The organism is Lacticaseibacillus parahuelsenbergensis (assembly GCF_030770265.1).
Lineage (GTDB): Bacteria > Bacillota > Bacilli > Lactobacillales > Lactobacillaceae > Lacticaseibacillus > Lacticaseibacillus casei.
The window spans coordinates 1,326,724-1,352,537 of sequence record NZ_CP132482.1 but is presented as its reverse complement, the minus strand read 5'-3'; the positions used below and the strand labels follow the sequence as shown (position 1 = coordinate 1,352,537).

Sequence of the window (25,814 nt, the reverse complement as noted above, 5' to 3'; positions counted from 1 at the left end):
TCCCTTTTAGCTGGATCCGACTTGCCTTACCGTCCAGGCAGTATGTTGAACGCTGTCAAAATAACATAAGTAATACCACTAGCAATCACCGGACCGGCAGCGATGCCTTTTAAGAACACAACCCCTAAAATCGTGCCAAAAACCAAAGCAACTGTCATTTCCGGACTCATGGCTAGCAGACCGACACCCTTGGCAGACAACACTGCCACTAAAACGCCGCAGCCAATGGCAATCCAGCCAGCCGGACTTTTGATCACGTGCAGTAACTCTTTCAAGCCGATTTCACCAGTCGCAATCGGCACCATAATCGCAGCTGAGATAACGGTGACACCCCAGTTAATGCCTTGACTCTGCAACAATTTCATCAAATGCTGCGTTTGCGGCAGTAATTTTAGCACCATCACGACAGCAACGCCGATCACGAGGCTCTTATTTTTGCCGACTAACGCAATGATCAAAATGGCCAGTAAAAATAACCAACTTTCCACAGATGCGCTCCTCCAATCATTTGCCGATCAGGATCATCGGCTGCCTGCTATTCATCTCATCAATTCATACTGCTCTTCATTATAAGCTACCCGATCATCGCTGACGAGTCCCCAGTCATTTTTGCTAGCAGTTAATTGCTAAAATGAGAACTCATTTCAGCCATCAAAAAACTCCCGAGTTTCCTCAGGAGTTTCTGAAAACCAATGTTAAATTGATTGTCCGGATTAAAGGGCGTTGGTAGCACCTTTATAAACAATCCCCCGACGAGAATCAACGGTAATGATCTGGCCGTCAGAGATAACGCTGGTAGCATTTTCAGCACCAACAACAACCGGAATGCCCATGGCAATGCCGACAACAGCAGCGTGACTAGTCAAGCCGCCAGTTTCAACAACCAAGGCAGCCGCTTTTTCGATTGCTGGCAGGTAATCTTTATCGGTCGTCTTAACAACCAGAATGTCACCCTTTTGCATCTTAGCAGCAGCTTCTTGCGCATTGCTTGCAATGACCGCTTTACCAATCGTGGATTCGTCACCGACACCTGAGCCTTGAACCAGCTTGGAGCCGATAAGCTGAACCTTCATAACGTTGGTTGTGCCAGATTCACCAACAGGAACACCGGCAGTGATCAGAATCAGATCGCCTTCCTTAGCAAAGCCAAGGTCTTGAGCCTTCTTGGTTGCCAAGTCGAACATGGCATCGGTGTTAGCAGGCTTGTCGGCAATGATTGGGTAAACACCCCAGTTAACCATCAAACCACGTTGGGTCTTCTCGTTGAAGGTAATGGCAAGAATGTCAGCCTTCGGACGATACTTGGAAATCATCCGTGCAGTGTAACCGGATTGGGTTGCAGCAACAATGGTCTTGACGCCGAGGTTACGAGCCGTGTGTGCAACACTTTGGCCAACAGCTTCGGTAATGTTCTTGTTGCTGTATTCCTTCAAGGCAAATGCATCTTGATCCATCATCGCTGCTTCGGTATATTCGTCGATCCGGGCCATTGCAGCAACAGATTCAACCGGATAATCACCATTAGCAGATTCACCGGAAAGCATCGTTGCATCCGTACCATCAAAAACAGCGTTCGCAACGTCGTTTACTTCCGCACGGGTAGGACGAGGGTTTTCCTGCATGGAGTCAAGCATTTGAGTAGCGGTAATAACCGGCTTGCCCAAAGCATTGCACTTCTTGATCAACCGCTTTTGAACGATCGGAACATGTTCAAATGGAATTTCAACACCCATGTCGCCACGAGCAACCATCAAACCGTCAGAAACCTTCAAGATGTCATCGATATTGTCGATACCTTCTTGAGATTCAATCTTAGGGAAGATCTGAACATTAAGCGCGTTCTTTTCTTCAAGGAGTTCACGAATGTCCAAAACATCCTGAGGCTTACGAACAAAGGATGCAGCAATGAAGTTGATCCCGTGATCCAAACCGAAACGAATATCATTGGAGTCTTTTTCAGTGATACCAGGTAAATTGATGGCAACGCCTGGAGCATTGACACCTTTCTTACCGCCAAGAACACCGTCGTTTTGAACAACAGTGACAAGCTCGCGGTTCTTCTCGTCTTTTTCGGTGATCTTCATGTCGATCAAGCCATCATCGAACAAAACGTGGCCGCCAACATGCGTGTCATCGTAAAGACCAGGATAAGTAACAGCAACCTTTTCCTTAGTACCCTTCAAACTGGCATCCATGGAGATGCGAACTTTATCACCCGTGTGGAATTCGATCGTGCCATCAGGGGTATCCTCAAGCGTGGTCCGAATTTCGGCACCTTTCGTATCAAGCATGATACCAACGGTCTTGCCCGTGATCTTTTCAGCCTCGTGAACCATCTTCATCCGTGCCAAGTGCTCTTCGTGATCACCATGGGAAAAGTTGAAACGGAAAACGTTGGCGCCCGCTTCGATCAACTTAACGATGATGTCAGTGGTGTTACTAGCAGGTCCAAGTGTGCTGACGATCTTGGTTTTTTTCATAAGTGAAATCGCTCCTTGCAATTATTTAAACAGACGTTAATGTCGTTTGTTTACAGAAATTAAAATGTTAACTCTTCCGCCAAGGTGTAGAGCGAAAGTTCAGCGTGGTGCTTAGCATCAAACAAGGTCCGGACGTCATGCGCCGTGATCTTGTTGTTTTCAATACCGACTGCCAACGCACCCTTGCCGTCCAGCAAAAGTTCAACGGCGTAAGCACCCATTTGTGAAGCCAATACGCGATCACGAGCGGATGGTGCACCGCCCCGGACAATGTGGCCCAGAACCGTTGCACGTAACTGGAAGTCGCCGTAAGCTGCCAATTCTTTGGCAAACTGATCGGCATGCATCACGCCTTCAGCCAGCAAAATAACCGCGTGCTTCTGACCGCGTTCACGGGAACTCTGCAACTTCGATGCAATCTTTTTAACATCAAAGTCATGTTCCGGAATGATGACATCTTCAGCGCCACCGGCTACACCGGACCAAAGTGCGATGTCACCGGCCTCACGACCCATGACTTCGACAACAAAGGTACGTTCATGGGAAGCCGCGGTATCACGCAACCGGTCAACCGCTTCAACCACGGTATTGACCGCAGTATCAAAACCAATCGTAAAGTCGGTGTACGGAATATCGTTATCAATCGTCCCCGGCAAGCCGATCGTATTGAAACCGTGGCGGGTTAATGCCAAAGCTCCGTGATAAGAACCATCGCCGCCAATGACAACTAATGCTTCAATCCCGAACTTGTTTAGCTGTTCAACCCCGCGCAACTGGCCTTCTTCTTGAGCAAATTGCGGATAGCGGGCCGAGTACAGCATGGTCCCGCCACGCTGAATCTTATCGCCGACAGTTGACTCGCTCATTTTAAAAATATCGCCAGCAACTAATCCGGCAAAGCCATAATTGATGCCGTATACTTCAAGGCCTTCATGCATCGCCTTGCGAGCAACAGCCCGGACCGCAGCGTTCATGCCTGGTGCATCGCCGCCACTGGTCAAAATACCAATGCGTTTCATTATTTCACCTCATGCATATTCTTTTGCGATATGTCCTACCACAAATACTCATTGAGTTTACCACTTTTCTGAAACAAAGTCCTTGAAAATGAGAACATTTTACAATTTTCTCTAGGACTCCTGACGCGTTCTTAGGACAACATTGTTGGCGCCGAACTGTGACTTCAAGGCTTCCACCAATGTTGTATCAGCCTTGACCCAGTACCGCTTGTCTAACAAAATACTTTCACGAGTGGCAGTGTCCACAGTGATAACAGGTGTTGTTCCATGAGCGGCTTGCAATTTTTTCAGTAAATCGGTTCGCAAAGCTGTATCCTTCGCGTCCAGCCGAATGAATAATTCGGCACTTGGCAGGCTAGCTAATAACGGTTGTGCATCCTGAATCCGATTTACCACCAGCTGCAAATCATCATGACGCTTTTCCACGCGCCCGTTCACGAATACCACCATATCCGTGGTTAAGTCTTCGATCGTCGGATACAGGTTCGGAAAAACTGTCAGTGACACATTGCCGGTTGCATCCTGGCCGTCCACAAAGGCCATCGGTTTACCTGTTTTCGTCCGAATTCGTTTGATATGCCGCACCAGCAGCAAAATGTTCACCGTCTGCCCTTCCTCCAGATCGCTGACGCTCACCAAGGTATATTGGGTTTTCAACGGCGCATATTTATCAACCGGATGTCCGGATAGATAAACCCCAAGAACCTCCGCTTCGGCTTCAAGCCGCTCACTAGCGGACATTTCCGGCACTTTGATTGTTTTAGGCGCCAACATCGAAAAGAGCCCGACGTCGTTGCCTGCCAATTTAACAGAATTAATCAACTCGTCCAGATTGGCTAGCGTTTGCGCCCGATTCGCATCAAACGTATCAAATGCCCCGGCAAGAATCAATGATTTAAAGTTGTCAGCTTTTAGCCACTTGGGATCCAATCGTTGTAAAAGATCGCGTAAGTTTTTAAACGGGCCATTTTGACGGGCGGTAAAAATGGCTTCGCTAAAGTCGCGGCGCATCCCTTTGACGGACAACAGGCCAAAACGAATTTTTCCTTGGCTTAATTTAAAACCGCCATTGCTGGCATTAATATCAGGGCCTAGCAAACCGACTTTCCGGGCCTTGGCTTCTTGAACGTAGGTGCGCAGTTTTGGCAGATTGTTCATACTGGCATTCATCAAGGCAGCAAAAAGCGCTGCCGGATAATGAACTTTTAAATAAGCCAGCCAAAAGGCAACCTTGCTATACGCAACAGCATGTGAACGGTTGAAGCCATAATTTGCAAACCGATCAATGTAGGCGTAAACGGTTTTGGCCGTTTCTTCAGGGAATCCCTGTTTAACGGCGCCTTCGATAAACTTGTCCTGTTCGGCTGCCAGTACTGCGGACTTTTTCTTGCTCATCGCTCGTCGTAACAAGTCCGCTTCGCCAAGACTGAAGCCGCCCATAACGTTGGCAACCTGCATGACCTGCTCCTGATAAACGAGCACGCCATAGGTCGGCTTGAGGATTTCGGTCAGCGCCGGATCTGGGTAGGCAATCGGCTCCTGGCCGTTTTTGCGAGCAATGAAAGTATCGATATTTTCCATTGGCCCGGGCCGATACAAGGCATTAACCGCAACGACGTCTTCAAATGCAGTCGGGTGCAATTTTCGCAAAACATTTTTAATGCCGGAAGACTCGAACTGGAAAACCCCATTGGTGTCGCCTCGCGCAAACAAGTTTAGCGTCGGTTTGTCATCCAGCGGAATGGTCTTGGGATCAAACGGCTTGCCGGTATCCCGTGCCACAAAATGGCTGGCAGCGGCCAAAATATTAAGGTTCTTCAGTCCCAGAAAATCCATTTTCAACAAGCCCAACGCTTCAACGTCATCCTTGGGAACCTGAGTTTGTTCAAGTCCGTCACCACTGGGCTGCAGCGCCACAGTATCAGTTAGTGGCTCTTCTGACAGCACGATACCCGCCGCATGCGTAGAGTAATGCCGCGGCAGCCCTTCTAAGGCTAGCGCGGTTTGAAACAGCATCCGATTTTTGGGTGAGTCGGCAACCAAATTCTTGAGCGGCTGGCTTTGCTCATAAGCTGTCTTCAAATCAATGTGAAACAAATTAGGGATTGCCTTACTCCATGTGTTACTTTCAAACTGACTTAAACCAAATACCCGCGCAACATCACGAATCGCCTGCTTGGCCCCGAATGTTCCAAAAGTAATGATCTGAGCCATGTGATTCTCGCCATACTTGTCGTGCACATACTGAATTAACTCGCCGCGGCGGTTGTCTGGAATATCCAGATCAATATCCGGCATCTGCGCCCGTGCCGGATTCAAAAATCGTTCGAACAGCAGATTATATTCAATCGGATCGACTTCGGTGATGGCCAGCGCATAACTCACTAACGAGCCAGCCGCCGAACCGCGCCCGGCGCCAGTCATGATGTTCACTTTGTGCGCATAATTCATGACATCCCAAACCACCAGAAAATAATCGGCAAAGCCCATTTCAATAATGACATGCAGCTCATATTGCAAACGTTTCTGGTAAGCTTCTGGAATCGGCTGGCCATGAAAACGAGCGGCAAGACCGGATTTAGCCAGTTTGGTCAAATAATCTTTCGACGGTATCTGATCCGGCGTCTGGTAATGCGGCAGCTGAGGCTGTTTAAAGTCAATGGTGACATCGGCACGGGCGGCAATGTCAGCGGTATGATCCACCGCTGTCTGTAGCCCAGCCGCTGCAAACGGTGCAGCAGCGTCTGTTGGCGGTTTTAACCAAGCTTCACCGGCATCGGTTAAAACCGGATCACGAAAGTTTAATTGGCTGCCTTCATCAATGGCAACCATGACTTTTTGCGTAAAGGCATCGGTTGGGTCACGATAAAGAACATTGCCCAATGCCAGCGGTTCAAGCTGGTGCGCTGCGATAAACGCCGGAATAGCACTGTCAAGATGCGCCTCATCCACACCGACATAAACCGACGCCGGCTGCTTGGCTTTTAAAGCCGTTAAAAACGCCATTGCCTGCTCATCGTGATGCGTCGTAACGGCCTCCGCAAATGGCGAATCCGGCAGCGCAATGGCGGCCAACCCAGTCAGCGGTAATAAATCAGCAAACTTAACCGGTGTCTTCGCCAGCATGATTTGCGTCGATAATTTCAAGAGTTGGTGATAGCCCGTATTGTTTTCGGCAATGACTAACAAGCGGGCATCGTCAATATCAATCTGCATGCCTAGCAACGGCTTTAGCCCTGCAGCTTTTGCCTGGCGATAAAACTCGACCAGACCGTAAACCACATTGGTGTCGGTTAAGGCAATGGCCGTGTAACCCCTTGTTTTGGCTGCCTGAATCAAATCAGGCAGTGCCAATGGGCTGTGTAATAGGGTATAATTGCTATGAACCTGTAATTGGGTAAACGTCATCTTGCCACCTCACCCCTATTATACTGAAAATTGTCACAATTTCAGTTGATTTCATCAAGAGTCGTGGTAAGATGACGACAGAAAAGAGGGATTTCATGCGGTATCTACCTACCATCGTCTGGGGCCTGATCCTCGGCCAAGTTGTCGGCTTCCTGGTCGGCGCCTTAAGCGGCAGCAGTTACGATCCTAAAACAAGCGCGATCGTTAGTGTTATTTTCATCGTGATTTTATTTTTCTTCCCGCCGGTTATGCAGCACTTTGCCAAGTCAGCAGGAAAACCAGAACATTAAACTACAACGTGCCAATTGAACACGCTTGACAGATCAGTATCCCAAAAAAGCACCTGGAGACGGCCTTCGTATTGGCTGCCCTCAGGTGCTATTTTCATGATCTCTAAATTTCGCTGTTCAGTTGGGCCCCAAACTACATGATCAGTGCGCGTGGAACCAGCCATTCAACGATTTTGGTTGAACTACTTTGTGACGTAAAGGTACAAAGCGGTGGTTGAATAGCCAACATCAAAATGCACACCGTTGCTCTTAATCGTGCTAATCGTTGTAGCGTTGTTCTTAGATTTGGCGTCTTTTGTCAGTTTCTTGAAGTGCGAGAAAACGGTCTTGGCATTGGCACCGACCGCCGTACTGAGGAGCCCGAAATCAGTTGCGAAGGCTTGCATCTTCTTGCTGTCCTTGAGAACCGCTAACGGCACAATAACAGCAAAGCCCATTGCCTTGCCATGCGCAACACTCGCGCGATAATTGATATCAGCGGTTTTTAAGATGGACTGAATGCCAGTTTTGGCCGTTGTTGGCAATTGATTTGCCTTTGTATTGGCCGTTGCCTGGGCCATCAGCGTTTTAAGTGCCTGTGCCTGTTGTGCAGCTGCCATTTTTTCTGCAGGGGTCATGCCAGCCGCATTTTTTTGGAGCGCAGCCGCTGCTGCCTGCCCTTGTTTCAGTTTAGCTTGATCAGCTTTTGAAAGACTCGATACTGCCAGCATCTGATTGAATTTAGTTGCAATATCGGCGTAATTCCCCAATGACTTGCCTGCTTTAACAGTAACATTAGTTTTGAGTGAACCCGCCTTGAGGTTAACCTTCTGTGCCTTATCGGTGATCGGTACATCGATGACAAACGTGCCACTGTTAACCGGCACGCTTCCTTTGCCAGCGTCACTGGTGTAACTGACGCGTTTAACGCCACTGGCATTGCCCTTGACCGTTGCAACTAGCCCATCACGGCCGTAAGTTGTTTTTGTGGTGCTTAATTGCTGTCCGCAGCCTACCAGCAATAATGCCAATAGACCAATCAGACCGTATTTCCAAAACTTCATGACGGAACATTCCCTTCACTTGATCTCAATTAATGACGTCCATCAGCATAAGCGTTCACTGAGCACTTGACAAGCAAAATATGACTCAGTGTCACATTGACGGCAAGACGGTGAAATTATGATCTGCCACTGCTTCTAAATCCGGATGAACTTTCAAATAATCAGCAATCAATTCGGTCATATCTTTTTGATTTTCGCGAATGATCTTTTCCGGTCCAAACATAGCAAAATTACCACCACCGGCTGCTCGGTATTGGTTGACGGCAACATCATAGGTTTGCGCTGCTGTCACCGGTTGCCCATGGTACGTCAGTTTGGTCACGCGTTGACCGACTGGCTGGCGAATGTCCAACGTATAATCGATGCCCTGATACATATCATAGTTGTAATGTTGCGGTTTAGGCCGCTCGAATCGTGGCGTGACAGTCAATTGACCATCAGCAGTCAGTGAAAAATACGTCGCACATTGTTCTAATGCAGCTTTAAGATCCGCACCGGTCAATCGCAAGACAGCCAGTGTATTAGGGTAAATATAATTGGTCACGACATCGCGCATCGTAATCGTCGCGCCAAAACCGCGGCCTTCGTTATTAAACAAGGCGGTGCCGGAAATGTCGGCGCCGGTACTGGCCATTTGTACTCGCTGAATAAACTCGATATAAGGGGTTTCATGCACCCGCGACGCAAACGGATCCCGGATCCGCATGTCCCCTTTGACTTTTGCCAACGGTTGATCAAGCCAAGTCTCAACAACTTGGTTGAGCGGCTGAGCAGCGTTCACAATGGCTTCGCTGGCAGCCGATGCGCCGGCTTTAACCAAAACCGCTTTACCATCTGTTACCTGATAGCCAGTTGCAGTTGGGGTCAGGGTTAAAGTGATTTTACCGACTGCTTCGCCGCGATAACCTGGTTGCGTGGTCGGAACCCCATTGACGGTCGCGGCTAATTGGCGGTGTTGATGCCCTGTAATCAACGCATCAATCCCTGGAATTTGAGTCAAAGCATAACCCACATTTTCACCGGTTAAACGCTCGGTGGGCTGCCCCGTTCTTAAATCCCGTTCAAAACCGCCGTGATATGCCACAATGACAACATCCGCCTGCTGCCGTAAACGCGGCACATAATACTTCGCCGTTGCGATTACATCCTGAAATTGAAGCCCGGCAATATTTTTAGGTGCCTCCCAGTGCGGAATATAGGAAGTTGTCAAGCCAAGAACAGCAATTTTGACCCCATCCCGTTCAAAAATTTGATAAGGAGCACCAAAAGTGGGTTTACCATCACGGGTAATATTCGCATTCAACGTTGGATAATTCAGCGTTGCCAGCGCTTGCCGTAAATAGTCGGCACCATAATTAAACTCATGGTTGCCGATGATGCCGACATCATAACCAATCGCGTTGTAAATTTGTGTAAGCTGCTCCGGCTGGCGACTAATCTTGGCGACATAATACGCTAATGGCGAGCCTTGCAGCCAATCGCCATTCTCAATCGTCAAAACCGGACCTGGGGCAGCAGCTTTTTGCGCATCCAAAATCGTTTTGGCTTTGGCAAAGGAGAAAGGCAGGTCCTGCTGGCGTTTAACATAATTAGTGGGCAGAACAAAACCATGGGTATCGCTGGTCGACAATATCGTGAGTTTCATGCCTTTTTTCCTTCCTTCGGCGCCGGTTCTTCTTCAAGTTCCAGCATTTTTTCAACCATGAGCTTTTGCAAAACCGCATTAATCGCCAATGTCACCACTGCATGCTGAGTCGCCGTGGTGTCTGGTTTATTAACCCGGTTAATGGTCAAGGCATCATTAAAATCTGAGTTTGCCTGCTCAATGGCACTGACAAATGTAAGGATAAAGGTGTCATACGCTTGAGCGACTGGTCGATCTTCTTTGGCAAAACGGATCCCCTTTGCAATCATGTCCAACGCAAAAACCGGTTTCAACATGGCAATCACTAAAATATTCGCCAATTGTTCCGGATGGTATTTTTTCTTGATTGGCGCCTTAATCACCCCTTTTTTGACATAGTTGTTCACCATGGTCGATGTGATCTCACCAAAACCAAGCGGTGATACAATGTCATTCACATATTGAATAACCTGATCCATGTAAAGATCAAATTGGGGTAAATCGGCCCAGCGCGGAAACTGTGCTTCTTGAAGTTGTCGCAGGTAGTCAGCAAATTTTTTGTTATCAGCCATATTGCACCTCGTTTTAGCTACATTATATCATGACAGTTAGTTTTGATAACCAAATGTTCACTGGTTCAATAGTTGAATTTCTACTATGCTATTTGTCCTGTATTTATTTAATTTCTAAAGATCTGATTATTTATAGGGGGCTATCTATGCATGTGTTTTTTCGGTTCTCGCGTTTGGTTACGCGATCACCGGCGCAGAAGCCTGTGTGTAAGGACCTCACACCTAAATGGCCAAAATAACGTTAACGGGAAGCACTGTTCTATTGTAGGCAAATGTGTAGTCGACTTTCGCTTTCTATAACGCGCTCACCTGCGCAGAAGCCTGCACATAAGGACCTCGCACCTCAATGGCCAAAGACCAGCCATTGAGGTGCGAGGCCACTTATGCTTCGGCTTCTAACCGCGCCGGTTCGCGCTCAACAAAAAAGCCAACACCGATGATGTGTGTTGGCTTTTTGTTATGCATTTGCGTTATCGTCAGACTTCTTGACCACTTGTGCACCCTTGTAATAACCCTTAGGTGAAACGTGGTGGGAAACGCGGTATTCGCCGGTTGCTGCATCGAATTGCAAGTTAGGCACATTCAACTTAATGTGACCGCGGCGCATACGCTTCTTGGTCTTTGACGTTCTGCGTGCTGGAACTGCCATGAGCGGAAAACCCCTTTTTTAGTAAGATTTCTAAACTACTTTATACGGTCGATGATCAAAATGCAAGTCCGATCATCGTCACGCGTGGACAGAAACTTGTTCTGTCACAGCAACGCTAATCATACATGAAAAGCGGCGTCAAGGCAAGGGTCTTTACAGAATAATTCAGTTGTTGCAAGCTTACGCCTTGGCTGCGACCTGCTTGGCTTTAAATTGCAACTGATCGTCGACAACAGTGATCACGACTTCCTGACCGGGTTCGATGGTGCCGCGAATGAGCTCTTTGGCCAATGGTGTTTCAACGGCGCTGGTAATCAAACGTTGCAGCGGCCGAGCGCCAAATGCCGGATCGTAGCCCTTGTCTGCCAGCCAGGTCTGTGCTTCTGGCGTAATATCCAAAGTGATCTGCTGATCGGCCAACCGGGTTCCCAACTGATGCAAATCTTTAACGGCAATTTGTTTAACATCATCCAGTGAGAGCGGGTGGAACATGATAATGTCATCAATTCGGTTCAAGAATTCCGGTTTGAAGGCCTTATTGACCAGTTGACGCACTTGATCCTTCGCCTGCTGACTGACGGTGCCATCAGCTTGAACGCCATCCAAAAGGTATTCCGAACCCAGATTCGAGGTCATAATGATGATCGTGTTCTTAAAATCAACCGTCCGGCCTTGTCCATCGGTTAAGCGCCCGTCATCTAACACTTGCAATAAGATATTGAAAACATCCGGATTGGCCTTTTCGATTTCGTCCAACAAGACAATCGTATATGGATTACGCCGGACCGCTTCTGTCAATTGCCCGCCTTGTTCATAACCGACATAACCCGGCGCGGCACCGACTAACCGGGAAACACTCGCCTTTTCCATGTATTCGGACATATCAATGCGGACCATGTGCTTTTCCGAATCGAATAGATCCTCAGCCAACGCTTTGGCAAGTTCGGTCTTCCCGACACCTGTGGGCCCCAGGAAAAGGAAACTGCCCAGCGGACGGCTTGGATCTTGCAACCCGGCACGCGAGCGCAAAACCGCATCGGAAACTGCGGTGACTGCTTCATTCTGACCAATAACGCGTTTGTGCAAATTGTCTGCCAGATGCAGCAACTTTTGGCGATCGCCTTCAACCAGCTTAGCAATTGGAATGCCGGTTTCCCGAGAAATCACTGCCGCAATTTCATTTTCAGTCACACTTTCCTGTACTAACCAGGACTGGGGTCGATCGTTGTTTTCCATAGCTTGCAACTCTTTTTCAAGTTGGGGGATCGTGCCATGTTGTAGGCGGGCCGCGGTTTCTAGATCATAACGGCTTTGGGCATCTTCTAGTTCATGCTTAGCCTTGTCAATCGCCGACTTTTTCTCGTTGAGCTGCCGAATATCTTTCTTTTCTGCTTCCCACTGTGCCTTTAACTTGTTTGTTTTTTCCTTCAAGTTAGCCAACTCAGCATCAGCGTTCTCTAAACGTTTTTTACTTGCCGGATCACTTTCATTCTTCAACGCCTGCTGTTCGATTTCCAATTGCATCTGTTTGCGTTCAGCAACGTCCAGTTCGGTTGGGCGGGAGTTCATTTCGACATTGATCGTTGCGCACGCTTCGTCGACTAAATCGATCGCCTTATCTGGTAAGAACCGATCCGTGATATACCGGTTCGACAAGGTTGCGGCTGCCACGAGCGCCGAGTCATGAATTCGTACCTTGTGGAAAATTTCAAATCGTTCCTTCAAGCCGCGCAGAATGCTGATCGTGTCTTCGACGCTTGGTTCCTGTACCAGAACCCGCTGAAAACGCCGCTCCAAGGCTTTGTCTTTTTCAATGTTTTCGCGATACTCATCAAGCGTTGTAGCCCCGATCAGATGCAACTCACCACGCGCCAGCATCGGCTTAAGCAAGTTGCCAGCATCCATGGAACCCTCAGCGCGACCGGCACCGACAATGTTATGAATTTCGTCAATAAAAAGAATGATTTGACCTTCACTTTTTTTGACTTCTTTCAAAACCGACTTTAACCGTTCTTCGAATTCCCCACGGTATTTGGCACCTGCTACCAGACTGCCCATATCCAAGGAAATAATCGTTTTATTTTTTAAATTGTCCGGCACATCGTTTTTAACAATCCGTTGGGCCAAGCCCTCAACGATCGCGGTTTTCCCGACCCCCGGTTCGCCAATCAAAACCGGATTGTTCTTGGTTTTACGACTCAGGATTCGGATCACATCGCGGATTTCCTCATCCCTACCGATGATCGGGTCCATTTTTCCGCTACGAGCCTCTTTGACGAGGTCAGTACCGTATTTCTCCAGACTCTTGTAGTTGGCTTCGGCATTCTTGCTGGTCACTTTTTCCCCGCCACGGATCTTGTCGATCACCTGACGCAACTTCTTGGCATCGACTTTAGCATCGTTGAGTAAGTACTGGGTAATCGTGTTATAGCGTTGCTGATAAAGCGCAAGTAACAGTGCCTCGGTTGAAATGTAAGTGTCACCGAATTCATCTTTAACGGTGTTGGCGTCTGTCAGTAATTGTGCCAGGTTATGGGACATACTCTGGCCATAAGTACTGGCGCCTTCCACGACTGGCTCAGCTTCAAGCGCCGCATCAATGGCTGCATTCAGTCCTTGAACATTCACGCCGGCCTCCCGATAAATCTGCTCAGCCAACTGATTAGGTTGGACCAGACTTTTCATGACATGCGGAATGTCAATTTCTTGATGATGCCGCACTTGGGCAATTTGCTGCGCAGCGCCTAAAGCCTCGGCAACTGCTTGGGTAAAATTATCTGGATTCATCCACGTATCCCTCCATAACCGTTCATTAACTGTTTATTGTTTTCAAATCCACTTTACGATATTGGTCAGTAAAGGTCAAACATTATCGAATAAAAAACGCGAATCGCATCATCCGCGTTTTGTCGTTATTTTTTCGTTGAATCAACTGGCTCTTCCTTAGGTGCCTGAACCGGTTTAGGCTCTGGCTTTTCGGCTTTGTTCGCCTTCGTCAATTCAGTGATACGCTGCTGCAATTCACGAATCTGTTTTTTGGCATTGGCAACGGCACTGGTTGAAATGAGCCAAGTGACCACCGCGCCGATTAACACAGAAACCGCAATGATCACGATCAATGGCCACTCCAACTGAATCCCAAAAAAGTTAACCGAAACGCCTTGACCATTTAGCAACGCAAAGATAATCAAAATTAAAGCAAGTACCAATCCAATAATAAATCGTTGTTGACCCTTCATTCAAGCCACCCCTTTATTTTTTGTTCAGCAAACCGCCTGCTAACCAATCGCCGATATGTGGAAATAAAGTATACAGGTCGGCACCCAGATTCATCAACCAAGGTGTATTGATTTCCCGCACCGGATGGTTAAATGTTGCAACAATTCGCCGCGCCAGTTTATCGGGATCCAATACCAGCCAAGAAACGCTGGCCAAGTAGTCCAATGCGCCGGCCGATTTGAAGAAGTCGGTTGCAATCGGTCCCGGGTTAACGGTTGTCACGTTGACCCCAAATGGCTTCAATTCCAGTCGCAGACCGTTACTATAACCCACCACCGCAAACTTTGTCGCCGAATAAATAGCTGACTTGGGTGTGGCAATTTTACCGGCCATCGATGAGACATTGATGATGTGTCCTTGGCCACGAATCGCCATGTCGCGTCCCAGCAGCTTGGTTAAGTACATGGTTCCCAAAACATTCACGCGAAACATGCGTTCAACCAAGTGCATATCCGTGTCAAATGCATTCTCAAAATGACCAAAACCGGCTGCGTTGACTAACACATCGACAGATCCGACGGTGGCATGAATGCGCTCAACGACGGCTTCAATAGCGACAGGATCAGCCACATCAACCGGAAAAGCAAACGCTGGCCGACCAGAAAGTGAACTTGCCTCTGCTTGAGCCTGACGCAACTTGTCACGTCTACGTGCTAGGAAAACCACCGTTGCCCCTTTTTTGGCGGCTTCCAACCCAATTGCTTTACCCAATCCGGCTGATCCGCCAGAAATAACTACTGTTAGGTGTTGTTTCACGATGCTGCTCCCTCCTTGTACGCTTTGCTGTTCCAATCACGCTTAAGCCACTGTCACTTCAAGCCGGCACTGCTTTTCAGCCAATCACCATTGTCGCTTGCTGACAGAACCGGTTATTGAACGGATCCCGCCGACGTCAACTGGGGACTGGCAAACGGAATATTAACTTCTTCAAAATCCTTCACCACGTGGGTATTGGGGAAAATACGCTGGGCACTTTTTTCTAACATCGCAACGCCGGGGCCAAGATACCGCGCAGAAATGTGATTCAGCAACAACTTGCCGACACCGGCGCGCTTGGCTAACTCGGCAGCCTGAATATTGGTTGAATGATAGTACTGTTTGGCTAACTGGCTTTCGTCCGGGCCAAAAGTACTCTCGTGAACCAGAACATCTGCACCAGCTGCTAGTGGCAACGCGCGACTGCATTTTCTGGTGTCGCCAAAAATAGTCACAATCCGGCCCGGTTGTGCTGGCCCGATAAAATCATGACCGTCAAACGTCCGGCCATCGGGCAACGTCACCTGTTTACCTGCCTTTAACTCGGCATAAACCGGTCCAGACGGAATTTTAGCGGCCCGGACCTTATCAATCAGCAACTCACCCGGATGTGGCTTTTCCTCAACCCGAAACCCAAAACTGGTGATGCGATGGTCAAGTCGGTCGAAACTGACTTTAAAGGTCTGATCTTCAAAAACCGTTCCCGGATGCCGCAGCAACACAAACTTTAAGGCATAACTCAAATGACTCTGGGAAACCTTCAGACTGGTTCTAACAAAATCCTCAATGCCAGGCGGCCCGTAAATCGTGAGCGGATCAGTGCCGCCTTGGTTAGCGCGACTCGCCAAAAACCCCGGTAACCCGAAAATGTGGTCGCCATGCAAATGGGTGATGAACACCTTGGCAATCTTTCGCGGTTTAATCGTGGTCTGCAGAATCTGATGCTGGGTGCCTTCGCCAACATCAAATAGCCAAACCTCATTGCGTTCGTCAAGCAGCTTTAAAGCCAGACTGCTGACATTGCGAACTTTGGAAGGCGAACCGGCGCCTGTACCCAAAAATTGAATTTCCATACCATACTTCCTATTCTGTCAAACTTCACTTTGTAGTCTACCACAAGTCCTGCAGAATTATCCTTGTTTGATCGCGGATAACGCTGCTTAGCTTTGGCAAAGCGGCACACAGGCAAAAGAAAGTTCCGATAAGAACGATTGGCTTTCCAACCCCTTACCGGAACTCAGTTTAGTTGACGCCAGCTTCAATAAAATGTTAATCAGCTGACTGTTTGGTTTTATCCAAAATGGTCTTGGCAATAAACGCCGCATACTGTGGGTTACCTGTTGGATTCATGTGCACCATATCCTTGTAGAACCAATCAGGATGTCCTTCAGATTTACGGAACCAGTCAATCACCGTCAGATTCTTATATTGCTTTTGCGCAGCGTCCAACCTGCCATTGACATCATTTTGCCATGCCCGCGTTGGCACCCGCACATTAATCCAGAAGACTTGCCGATCCGGACCAATCGCCTGCATCATCTGAGCAAGCTGTTCGTCGGAAAATGGGCCGTTGGTGCCTAAACCGATTAACACAACGTTCGCTAACACGCCTTTTTCCGCATAACTGCGAACCAGATCAATACTATTGATCATTTGCCGAGATACAGCCGCATCAATCACTGCTTTAGGGAAAATCTTCTGTAGGCCCTCTTGCCCGTCAAGCATGACTGAGTCGCCAATCGCGGTTAATCCCAGATCCTGGGCCCGTTGCAATTCGATTTGGGTTAAGCCATATTGTTCATACTCTTGGTTAACCGGATGGGCCTTGGCTTGCGAAGCATACTTCGACTCCTGTGCACGGGATCGCGATTTTTGTTCAGTTTTATTTTTGGCTTCTTTACGCTCTTCGGCTAAGCTAGAACGCATGGCTTCCAGACGCTTGGCCTTTTCCTTAGGCGATTCCGCGCGTTTCTTAAGTTGTTTGGCCAGCGGCGAGTCGTCGCCAACCGCCTTAGCTGATGGTGCCTTGGCTAAACCAACACTGCCAATCGCCAGAATGACCAACGCTGCATAGCTAATCCAACGCGCCTTGCCCATACGTTTCTTCGGATCCGCCAACCCCTTAATGAACGTCCAGGTTTTATGGTAGTCAAAATGTGCTGCTGGCTGTTCAATCCACCGATACGAGGCCTCGGTGATCAACACGATTAAGATGACCTCAATCACCGGATACAAAACCGGATGATCGGCAATGTTGCGGAACCGGTTTTCCCAGAAAATCATGACTGGAAACTGGTAGAGATATAAACCATAGCTGCGGCTGCCAATATAGCTAAACAATGGATTGCTCAGCAAGCGATCAAAATGCGCCGCCGGATGGGCAACAACCGCAACCAGAATCGTCGTCAAAATGGAGAACAGCACCATGCCACCTTCATAAAGAAAGCTGCTTTGGGCGTCAACCGTGAAGACCATGGCTAATAAACCAACGAAGCTCACCGTTCCCATTAAATCGAGACTAACCACCCACTTACGCGGTAAATGCTCCGAAAGCCGACCACTTGGCCAAATGAACGCTAAGGCGGCACCGAGCAAAATCGAAAACGCCCGTGTGTCAGTCCCATAATATAACCGGCTCGGATCAAAGGCTGCAGGTGACGTGTGTGCAACGGTCATCATGTACAAAATAGCCATCCACGCACCGCTGGCCGCCGCCAAAATCAAGACAATATTGGCAATCTGATGCCGGTTTTTAACTAATAGCAGCAAGCCTAAAACCAAAAATGGCCATACCAGATAATACTGCCCTTCGATTGAAAGCGTCCACAAATGCGTGAAAGGTGATTCGCCGTTAGCATAGCGCGCAAAATAAGACTGACCGTTCAAAATCTGCCACCAATTATAGACATAAAGTAAATTGGTCAACACCATCATATGCAGATTGTGCAGGAGATTTTGCGAAAAAAGCGTGATATAAGCTGCAGTTCCAAACAAAACGGTAATGAGTGCCGGATAAAGACGTTTAAATCGCCGAATGAAAAAACTCTTAAAATCAATTCGCCCATTGCGATTAAACTCGATCAATAAGCCATCCGTAATTAAATAACCGGACACAACCATGAAGATCGGGACACCTAGGTAACCACCCCGAAATAATTCGGGACGCAAATGATACAGGATAACACCAATGACACCAATTGTCCGTAAACCGTCAAATCCATGAATATACCGGCGCTTTCGTCTACGCGTCTGTTTCAATTGAGGCCCCACCATTCTTTAAAAAGATTACTGCTCCCAGCTAGTTCACTGGAGATTATTCAACAAATTCAAAGGTAAAATCATCAATCGCAACTAAATCGCCGCTTTGCGCACCTGCTTCGCGCAGCGCATCGTCAACACCCATACTCCGTAACTGCCGCGCAAACCGCATGACGCCATCTTCGTGATCAAGATTCGCCATCTTAAACGCACGTTCCACTTTTTCACCGGTTAAAACAAAGGTGCCATCGCTATCCCGCGTCACCTTCAAGGCCGGTTCGGGAGCAAACTTGTAATCGGCGGTTTTAACGGTTTCCTGTTTCGGTTCAAATTGTGGTGCGGTTTTCAGCACTTGCGCGGTGCGATGCATTAACGGCATGACCCCGCGATGCGTCAGACTGGAAATTTCAAAAATATTGGCTGGATCAATGCCACGCTTAAGCAAAGCTGCTTTAAACTCAGCAAATCTTTCATCTGCGCCTGGCAGATCCATTTTCGTCGCAACAATTAATTCCGGCCGCTTTAAGATATTCTCATCATAAGCACCTAGTTCGCGACGAATCTGGTCATAATCTTCCAGCGGTTCGCGGCCGTTTTCCGGATCCATTTCAACCAGATGCAACAGAACCCGCGTCCGCTCAACATGCCGCAAAAACTGGATACCAAGGCCGACACCATGTGAGGCGCCTTCGATTAAACCCGGCAAATCAGCCATGACAAAATCGGTGCCGTCGTCTAGCTGGACCATGCCAAGGTTTGGCACTAATGTCGTAAACTGGTACGCGGCAATCTTGGGCTTAGCCTGCGTGACCACCGACAATAAAGTTGACTTGCCGACTGACGGGAACCCAACCAGGCCGACATCAGCGAGGACTTTCAACTCCAATTTAATGAAGCGATGTTGTCCGGGTTCACCATTTTCGGCAATTTCCGGCGCAGTGTTTTTGGGTGACACAAAATGAATATTACCGCGCCCGCCACGACCGCCTTTGGCAACAACCAGTTCCTGCCCTGGCTTCGTCAGGTCACCGAGGACTTCGCCGGTATCGGCATCGGTGACTGTGGTTCCTGCCGGTACGGCAATCCGCCGATCTTCAGCTGCCCGCCCATACATGGACTTGCCCTGGCCATTGCCACCAGCTGGCGCTTTGAAGTGGCGTTGGTATCTGAAGTCCATCAAGGTTCGCAACCCTTCATCGACATATAAAATGATACTACCACCACGGCCGCCATCACCTCCAGCCGGGCCGCCAAACGGCACGAATTTCTCACGCCGAAACGCGACCATGCCGTCACCGCCTTTGCCCGCCTGAACTTCTACTTGTACCTGATCGACAAACATTGGCGATCCCCTTTCTGAAAAAACATAATTTATAATTATACCCGTTAACCCGCCATCCGCATAGCAGATCGCATGTCTTTCTTATTTTACCACGTCAGACAGTAGGACAAGTACTTTAAGCACAACAAATGAAAAAAGTGCAAAGTCCCTTGAAACACGCCTGTTTTTGACCGTTGTGAATGTTTTTAACGGTTTTAGGTTGATTTTGAACGTTTCATCAGTATAATGAAGAGCGAGGTGAAACGAAAGTGCTTACAGAAGAACGGCGGCAATACATTCTTAGCCAGTTACAACAGCATACTGTCGTCAAATCAAAAGCGTTAATGGCGGCTTTGGACGCGTCAGAATCAACCATTCGGCGAGATTTGGACGAACTTGAAGCCGCGGGCGAACTTAAACGGATTCACGGCGGAGCGAAACGTATCAACGGCCTTGGCGACGAACCCGATGTGGCCAGCAAGTCGACCCAAAACTTACGCGCCAAACAAGCCATTGCCCGCGCCGCCGCCCACCAAGTCGAACAGGATGATTTAGTTTTCCTGGATGCCGGGACAACGACAGCCCAACTCATCCCTTTTCTGGCTGACCTTGGGGTGACGGTGATCACGACTGGTGTTGATAATGCCTCTTTACTGGCGGATTATCAAATTCCGACGCTGATGCTTGGCGGCATGGTTAAGTCAGCAACCAAAGCGCTTATTGGCGCGACCACTGCAGAAGCACTTCATCACTATCGTTTCGATATTGCCTTTATCGGCACGAATGGGATTCACCCTGAGTTTGGGAACACCACCCCTGATCCGGAAGAAGCCGTGATCAAGCGCTTGGCGATTCATCAAGCACGTCAGCCGATGATTCTTGCCGATCCAAGTAAGTTCGAACAGGTCAGTTTCGTGAAATTCGCCGACATTGGCGATGTCACGATTCTCACCAGTTCATTACAAGGACTGCCAGCAGGTTACCACCGGTTCCAAAATATTAAGGAGGTTCATTCTTGATCTATTCAGTTACGCTCAACCCTTCGATTGATTATGTCATCGAATTGCCGCAACTTGACCTCGGTGCTGTCAATCGTTTGACTCACGCGGTTAAGCTGCCAGGCGGTAAAGGCATTAATGTCAGTCGAATTCTTCAGACACTTGGCTTGCCGACAACTGCTTGGGGATTTCTCGGCGGATTCACCGGCACCTTTATTCAACAACAACTCGATGCCATCGCGATGCCTTGTGACTTCACGAAGATCAAAGGTGATACCCGAATTAACGTCAAACTCAAAGCTGAATCGGAAACCGAACTCAACGCAAGCGGGCCAACCATTACCAATGATGAAATTGCCGACTTTAAAGCAAAGCTAGCCAAACTCGCAGCCGGCGATGTCGTCGTGATGTCTGGCAGTTTGCCACAAGGGCTGCCGGCCACTTTTTATCGTGACTTAATTCCGGCCATCCATGAGCATCAAGCCGATTTTGTTATTGATACCACCGGCCAGGCACTGCTGGACACGCTTCCGGATCATCCACTGGTCGTCAAGCCAAATCACCATGAACTCGCAGCCTTATTCAACGACAAGCCGTATGCCGACAATGATGCCATTATTAAGGCTGGTCGCCGCTTATTGGATCAAGGGGCACAGCACGTTTTGATTTCGATGGCTGGTGCCGGGGCCCTGATGATTGAACGCGATCATGCTTGGCTCGGGACAGTTCCAAAGCAGCCGGCCGTCAACTCGGTCGGTGCCGGTGATAGCATGCTGGCGGGCTTTACCGGAACGTTTGCCCAAACCCATGACGCCTTGGAAAGTTTCAAGGTCGGTATCGCGTGCGGTTCTGCGACTGCCTTTTCCAAGGATCTTGCCACTGCCGATAAAATCGCTGCTGTTAAACAAACCATCAGCATCACTGAAGTTTAGGAGGACAAAATGGACATTCGTGACTTACTACTAAAAAATGTCATGATCATGGATCTCAAAGGAACCACCAAAGAGGCTGTGATCAATGAAATGGTCGACAAGTATCACGCAGAAGGCATTGTAACCGATGCCGACGAATATCGTCAGGATATTTTAAAACGTGAAGCTGAGTCCACCACTGGGATTGGTGAAGGCATTGCGATGCCTCACGCCAAAGACAGTGCCGTTACTCGAGCAACCGTGCTTTTTGCAAAAAGTGCCAAGGGTGTTGACTTTAACGCGCTCGATGGCCAGCCGGTACACTTATTCTTCATGATTGCCGCCCCTGAAGGCGCCAACAATGAACATCTTGCCGCTCTGGCTGCCCTATCTTCCCTTTTAATCAATCCAAAACTGGTAGCGGACTTGAAGCAAGCCAAAACACCGGACGAGGTACTGGATTTATTCGGCAAGGCTCAAGCCGAAAAAGTTGCTAAAGATAAAAAAGAGGCTGAAGCGGAAAAAGCACAGGAAGCTAAAGATGCTGCCGCTAAGCAAGCCGAATTCAAAGAAGAAAAGCGTAAAGAGCGACCATTTATCGTGGCTGTCACTGCCTGCCCGACCGGGATCGCCCACACGTACATGGCGGAGGCTGCGTTAAAAGAAACTGCGGAGAAGATGGGTGTCGATATTAAAGTCGAAACCAACGGCTCCGAAGGGATCAAGCATAAATTAACCGACAGCGATATCAACCGAGCAACCGGGGTCATCGTTGCTGCTGATAAAAAGGTCGAGATGGATCGGTTCAACGGTAAGAAGTTGCTGAACCGGCCTGTCATCGATGGCATCAAAAAGCCTGAAGAATTAATCGAAGAAACCCTTAAAGGTCAGGGGCAGGTCTTCCACGCAAGCGGTGCGGATGCACAAAGTTCTGATACTGAAGAAACTTCTGGTGGTAGCCTCTGGAATCGCATTTACAAAGACCTGATGAACGGTGTTTCCAACATGCTGCCATTCGTTGTCGGCGGCGGGATTATCATGGCGATCTCATTCATCCTTGAACAATGGTTGGGTAAGACTTCCATGTGGTTCACCTTCACTAATAATCTGGGGACATTTGCTTTTAGCTTCCTGGTCCCAGTACTAGCGGCGTATATCGCTGAATCTATCGGTGATCGACCAGCCTTGATGCCTGGGTTCGTTGGTGGTTATATGGCAACGGTCGCTTCCGCTTCGGTTGTGAAGGCTCAGAATCCGGCTGGTTTCTTAGGCGGTCTGGTTGCTGGGTTTGCTGCCGGCTGGATGATCGTTGGTCTGAAAAAGGCCTTGGCCAAAATGCCGAAGTCACTGGACGGCATGCGCACCATCCTGCTTTATCCTGTGATTGGCTTGGCCATTATGGGCCTGCTGATGTTCTTCATCATCAACCCGATCTTTGCCGCGATCAACGGGGCGTTAATCAGTTTCCTTGAAGGTATGGGAACCGGTAATGCCATTCTCATCGGTGTCATTTTGGCTGCCATGATGAGTATCGATATGGGCGGCCCGTTCAACAAGGCTGCTTACACGTTTGCCATCGGGGTTTATCAGGCATCTGGCTTTAAAGACGGCCGCTGGATGGCTGCTGTCATGATTGGTGGGATGATTCCACCACTGGCCATTGCGGTTGCCTCCACCTTCTTCCCGAAGAAATTCACGTTGCAGGAACGTAATGCCGGCTTATCCAACTATGCACTTGGGTTGACCTTTATTACTGAAGGTGCGATTCCATTTGCCGCGACCGATCCCGTGCATATTATCGGTAGTTCCGTTGTTGGCTCCGCGATTGCCGGCGGGTTAACCCAGCTCTGGCACGTCAATGTTCCGGCACCGCACGGCGGCATTGTGGCGCTTCTGCTAACAAATCAGAAACTGGGGTTCGTCATGTCACTCATCATCGGGACTGTCATTGCCGCGTTAATTCTTGGCTTCTGGCGCCCGGTGGCTAAAGAGAATCAATGATTCGTTTTAGCGCAGGTTCAACCTGTACCATTAATTGATGCTCAAATAAAAAATCGCAGCGACAAACAAATCGCTGCGATTTTTTTGTATCCAATTTTTCTGAGTAAGACTTAAACCCGACGCGCTGGCGTTGGATCAGCCGTTAGCGAAAGTTTCAACGCCTGCGCCACGCGTTTGGAAATCCCAAGCTCCTGAATGTCTTCGATCGGCGCTTCTTTGATTTTGGTGATTGTTTTAAACTTACGCAACAACTTCAGGCGGGTCTTGGGACCGACACCCTTGATGCCTTCCAAACGCGATGCCAGTGAGTTCTTGGCATGCAACTGACGGTGAAATGAAATTGCAAACCGGTGAACCTCATCCTGGATGCGTTCCAGTAAATAAAAGCCCTGTGATTTCGGATCCAGATTAATCATTTGATCAGCATTGCCAAACAGAAGCGCTGCGGTTTTATGCTTGTTATTCTTAACCATCCCGGCAACCGGAATATCAAGGTTCAATTCATTTTCCAAAACGTCCTTGGCAGCATTCATTTCAATTTCGCCGCCATCCATCAAAATCAAATCTGGCAGTGCCGCATGTTCCTTTAACAACCGGGTATATCGCCGCCGAATGACCTCACGCGTATTCGCCGCTTCGTCCGCACCATTATGAGTTTTGTCAGCATCCAACTTATATTTGCGATAGTTGTTCTTGGCTGGCTGTCCGTCAACAAATTGAACCATTGCAGAAACCGGATCGGCACCTTGAATATGACTGTGGTCAAAAGCTTCAACCACATGGCCCATTGGTAACTTTAACGCCGCCATCAATTCCTTCATGGCCCCGATTGTTGTGCGATTATCCAATTCCATCAAACGAAACTTATCTTCGAGCTTGATTTGGCTGTTCTTCGCTGCTAATGCCATCAAATCGCGTTTCTCGCCTCGTTGCGGGGTACGCACCGGAACACCTAGGATATCAGCAAGCACCTTATTATCCAGCCCTGCCGGCACCAAAACTTCATGTGGTTTGACATTATTTTTGCGACTGTAAAACTGCAAAATGAACGATTCGAACTCTTCTTTTGCCGTGTTAACGACCGGAAAAAGCCGCGATTCGCGCTTCATCAACCGCGCCTGACGAATGAAGAAGACCTGGATACTGATCCAGCCTTTGTCCATATAAAAATTAAACAAATCACGCGTGGTATTGTCATTCGAAATAATCTTTTGCTTTTCAACGGTTTGTTCGATGTAATACAACTGGTCACGAATCTCCGCTGCCCGTTCGAACTGCAGATTTTTGGCTGCCCGCTCCATTTTTGCCGTCAGACTGGCCTTGGCTTTGCTGACGTTACCATTCAGGAAACGTTTGATCCGAGCAATCTGGTCGGCATATTCTTTTTCCGGTACAGTGCGAAAACATGCGCCCAGACACTGACCCATGTGATAATACAGACACGGCCGTCCTTGATACCCGTTGCACCGGCGTAATGGGTACACTTTTTGAATAAAATGCATCGTTTCCTGCGCCGCATAAACATTGGGGTACGGACCGAAGTAGTAGCCGCCATCTTTGCGAATCGTGCCGGTGATTTCAATTTTTGGATCGCGCTCGTGCGTAATCTTGATGTAAGGATAGCCAGTCCCCTTTTTGAGCTTGATGTTGTAATACGGCTGGTACTTTTGAATCAACGTGATTTCAAGCAAAAACGCTTCTTTATTCGTCGAGGTCACAATATAGTCAAAATCAGCCACCTGTGCCACCATCGCTGCTACTTTGCCATCATGTGAGCTCTTGAAGTAAGAGCGAACGCGATTCTTTAGATTCTTGGCCTTACCGACATAAATAATCTTCCCGTTAATATCTTTCATCTGGTAACTGCCGGGCAGATCCGGCAGCAACGATAATTTATGCTCAATGTGTGCTGATGCCATCGTAATCTCCTTATAAAACAAATGTTCGCTTAGCATTATAAAGATTCTAAAATTAGATTGCAAGCGACGCACTTGCTGCGCATAGCTGCGATTGTAAAGACATCTTGGCAGTTGGCATCAAATGAGATTGAGCCACATTTCTAGTGACCTGTTCTTAACTCGCAGAGCTCCAAATGATTCAGAAAAGCTTAGGCAATGAGTCTCCTGCCGTGCCAAACTCCGCAATCTCCGGCCAGATGGTGCTGGCGACGCGAAGCTAGAGCGGAGACGGCGCTTTGAGCCAGAA

19 protein-coding genes are annotated in these 25,814 nt (G+C 48.5%); 4 read left to right on the top strand and 15 right to left on the bottom strand.

All coding sequences use genetic code 11. The features are described from left to right. Positions 1-26: 26 nt before the first annotated feature. The 4 genes from LACPH_RS06345 to dnaE form a co-directional block, all read right to left on the bottom strand. Positions 27-488, bottom strand: coding sequence for a DUF441 domain-containing protein (locus LACPH_RS06345; protein ID WP_010488461.1), 462 nt, complete (start codon positions 486-488; stop codon positions 27-29). Positions 489-713: 225 nt separating this feature from the next. Then, positions 714-2,480: a pyruvate kinase gene (pyk, locus tag LACPH_RS06340; protein ID WP_010488463.1), complete on the bottom strand. Its 1,767-nt coding sequence runs from the start codon at positions 2,478-2,480 to the stop codon at positions 714-716. A gap of 59 nt (positions 2,481-2,539) precedes the next feature. Continuing rightward, positions 2,540-3,499, bottom strand: coding sequence for a 6-phosphofructokinase (gene pfkA / locus LACPH_RS06335; RefSeq protein WP_010488465.1), 960 nt, complete (start codon positions 3,497-3,499; stop codon positions 2,540-2,542). 111 nt (positions 3,500-3,610) lie between these two features. After that, entirely contained in the window at positions 3,611-6,907 is a 3,297-nt protein-coding gene (dnaE, locus tag LACPH_RS06330) for a DNA polymerase III subunit alpha (RefSeq protein WP_274784820.1), read from the bottom strand. A gap of 95 nt (positions 6,908-7,002) precedes the next feature. Here dnaE and LACPH_RS06325 point away from each other — a divergent pair, with 95 nt between their 5' ends. After that, the gene (locus LACPH_RS06325) at positions 7,003-7,197 is read left to right on the top strand and encodes a YjzD family protein (RefSeq protein ID WP_010488470.1); all 195 of its coding nucleotides are present in this window, start codon (positions 7,003-7,005) and stop codon (positions 7,195-7,197) included. Positions 7,198-7,379: 182 nt separating this feature from the next. Here the strand turns inward: LACPH_RS06325 and LACPH_RS06320 are convergent, their stop codons facing one another. The 10 genes from LACPH_RS06320 to obgE all read right to left on the bottom strand — a co-directional run bounded on the left by LACPH_RS06320 (position 7,380) and on the right by obgE (position 19,720). Further along, the gene (locus LACPH_RS06320; protein WP_049169770.1) at positions 7,380-8,240 is read right to left on the bottom strand and encodes a hypothetical protein; all 861 of its coding nucleotides are present in this window, start codon (positions 8,238-8,240) and stop codon (positions 7,380-7,382) included. Between the two features lie 91 nt (positions 8,241-8,331). Next, on the bottom strand, positions 8,332-9,885 hold the full coding sequence (locus LACPH_RS06315; protein WP_274784819.1) for a bifunctional metallophosphatase/5'-nucleotidase: 1,554 nt from the start codon (positions 9,883-9,885) through the stop codon (positions 8,332-8,334). After that, on the bottom strand, positions 9,882-10,436 hold the full coding sequence (locus tag LACPH_RS06310) for a DUF1836 domain-containing protein (RefSeq protein ID WP_274784818.1): 555 nt from the start codon (positions 10,434-10,436) through the stop codon (positions 9,882-9,884). Before LACPH_RS06310 ends, LACPH_RS06315 begins: the two co-directional genes overlap by 4 nt. Positions 10,437-10,893: 457 nt before the next feature. Continuing rightward, positions 10,894-11,085: a 50S ribosomal protein L32 gene (gene rpmF, locus LACPH_RS06305; protein WP_005686472.1), complete on the bottom strand. Its 192-nt coding sequence runs from the start codon at positions 11,083-11,085 to the stop codon at positions 10,894-10,896. A 180-nt stretch (positions 11,086-11,265) separates the two neighbouring features. Further along, positions 11,266-13,872: an ATP-dependent chaperone ClpB gene (gene clpB / locus LACPH_RS06300; RefSeq protein WP_274784817.1), complete on the bottom strand. Its 2,607-nt coding sequence runs from the start codon at positions 13,870-13,872 to the stop codon at positions 11,266-11,268. 125 nt (positions 13,873-13,997) lie between these two features. Further along, complete coding sequence (locus LACPH_RS06295) at positions 13,998-14,324, bottom strand: LapA family protein (protein WP_274784816.1); 327 nt, start codon at positions 14,322-14,324, stop codon at positions 13,998-14,000. A 13-nt stretch (positions 14,325-14,337) separates the two neighbouring features. Continuing rightward, on the bottom strand, positions 14,338-15,123 hold the full coding sequence (locus LACPH_RS06290) for an SDR family NAD(P)-dependent oxidoreductase (RefSeq protein ID WP_274784861.1): 786 nt from the start codon (positions 15,121-15,123) through the stop codon (positions 14,338-14,340). Positions 15,124-15,233: 110 nt separating this feature from the next. Next, on the bottom strand, positions 15,234-16,193 hold the full coding sequence (gene rnz / locus LACPH_RS06285; RefSeq protein WP_274784815.1) for a ribonuclease Z: 960 nt from the start codon (positions 16,191-16,193) through the stop codon (positions 15,234-15,236). A gap of 196 nt (positions 16,194-16,389) precedes the next feature. Continuing rightward, on the bottom strand, positions 16,390-18,393 hold the full coding sequence (locus tag LACPH_RS06280; protein ID WP_274784814.1) for an acyltransferase family protein: 2,004 nt from the start codon (positions 18,391-18,393) through the stop codon (positions 16,390-16,392). A 40-nt stretch (positions 18,394-18,433) separates the two neighbouring features. Continuing rightward, positions 18,434-19,720, bottom strand: a complete 1,287-nt coding sequence (gene obgE / locus LACPH_RS06275) for a GTPase ObgE (RefSeq protein ID WP_049169764.1) — start codon at positions 19,718-19,720, stop codon at positions 18,434-18,436. Between the two features lie 248 nt (positions 19,721-19,968). Here obgE and LACPH_RS06270 point away from each other — a divergent pair, with 248 nt between their 5' ends. The 3 genes from LACPH_RS06270 to LACPH_RS06260 are packed head-to-tail and all read left to right on the top strand — an operon-like array spanning position 19,969 to position 23,609. Continuing rightward, positions 19,969-20,718, top strand: a complete 750-nt coding sequence (locus LACPH_RS06270) for a DeoR/GlpR family DNA-binding transcription regulator (RefSeq protein WP_010488501.1) — start codon at positions 19,969-19,971, stop codon at positions 20,716-20,718. Further along, the gene (gene pfkB, locus LACPH_RS06265; protein ID WP_087912096.1) at positions 20,715-21,629 is read left to right on the top strand and encodes a 1-phosphofructokinase; all 915 of its coding nucleotides are present in this window, start codon (positions 20,715-20,717) and stop codon (positions 21,627-21,629) included. The genes LACPH_RS06270 and pfkB overlap by 4 nt, the downstream gene beginning before the upstream one ends. 9 nt (positions 21,630-21,638) lie before the next feature. Then, positions 21,639-23,609, top strand: a complete 1,971-nt coding sequence (locus LACPH_RS06260) for a PTS fructose transporter subunit IIABC (protein WP_039638981.1) — start codon at positions 21,639-21,641, stop codon at positions 23,607-23,609. 110 nt (positions 23,610-23,719) lie between these two features. On the opposite strand, the gene uvrC is transcribed toward LACPH_RS06260, so the two are convergent. Then, positions 23,720-25,528 (bottom strand): excinuclease ABC subunit UvrC, encoded by a 1,809-nt coding sequence (gene uvrC / locus LACPH_RS06255; protein WP_010488516.1) that lies wholly within the window; start codon positions 25,526-25,528, stop codon positions 23,720-23,722. Positions 25,529-25,814 lie beyond the last annotated feature (286 nt).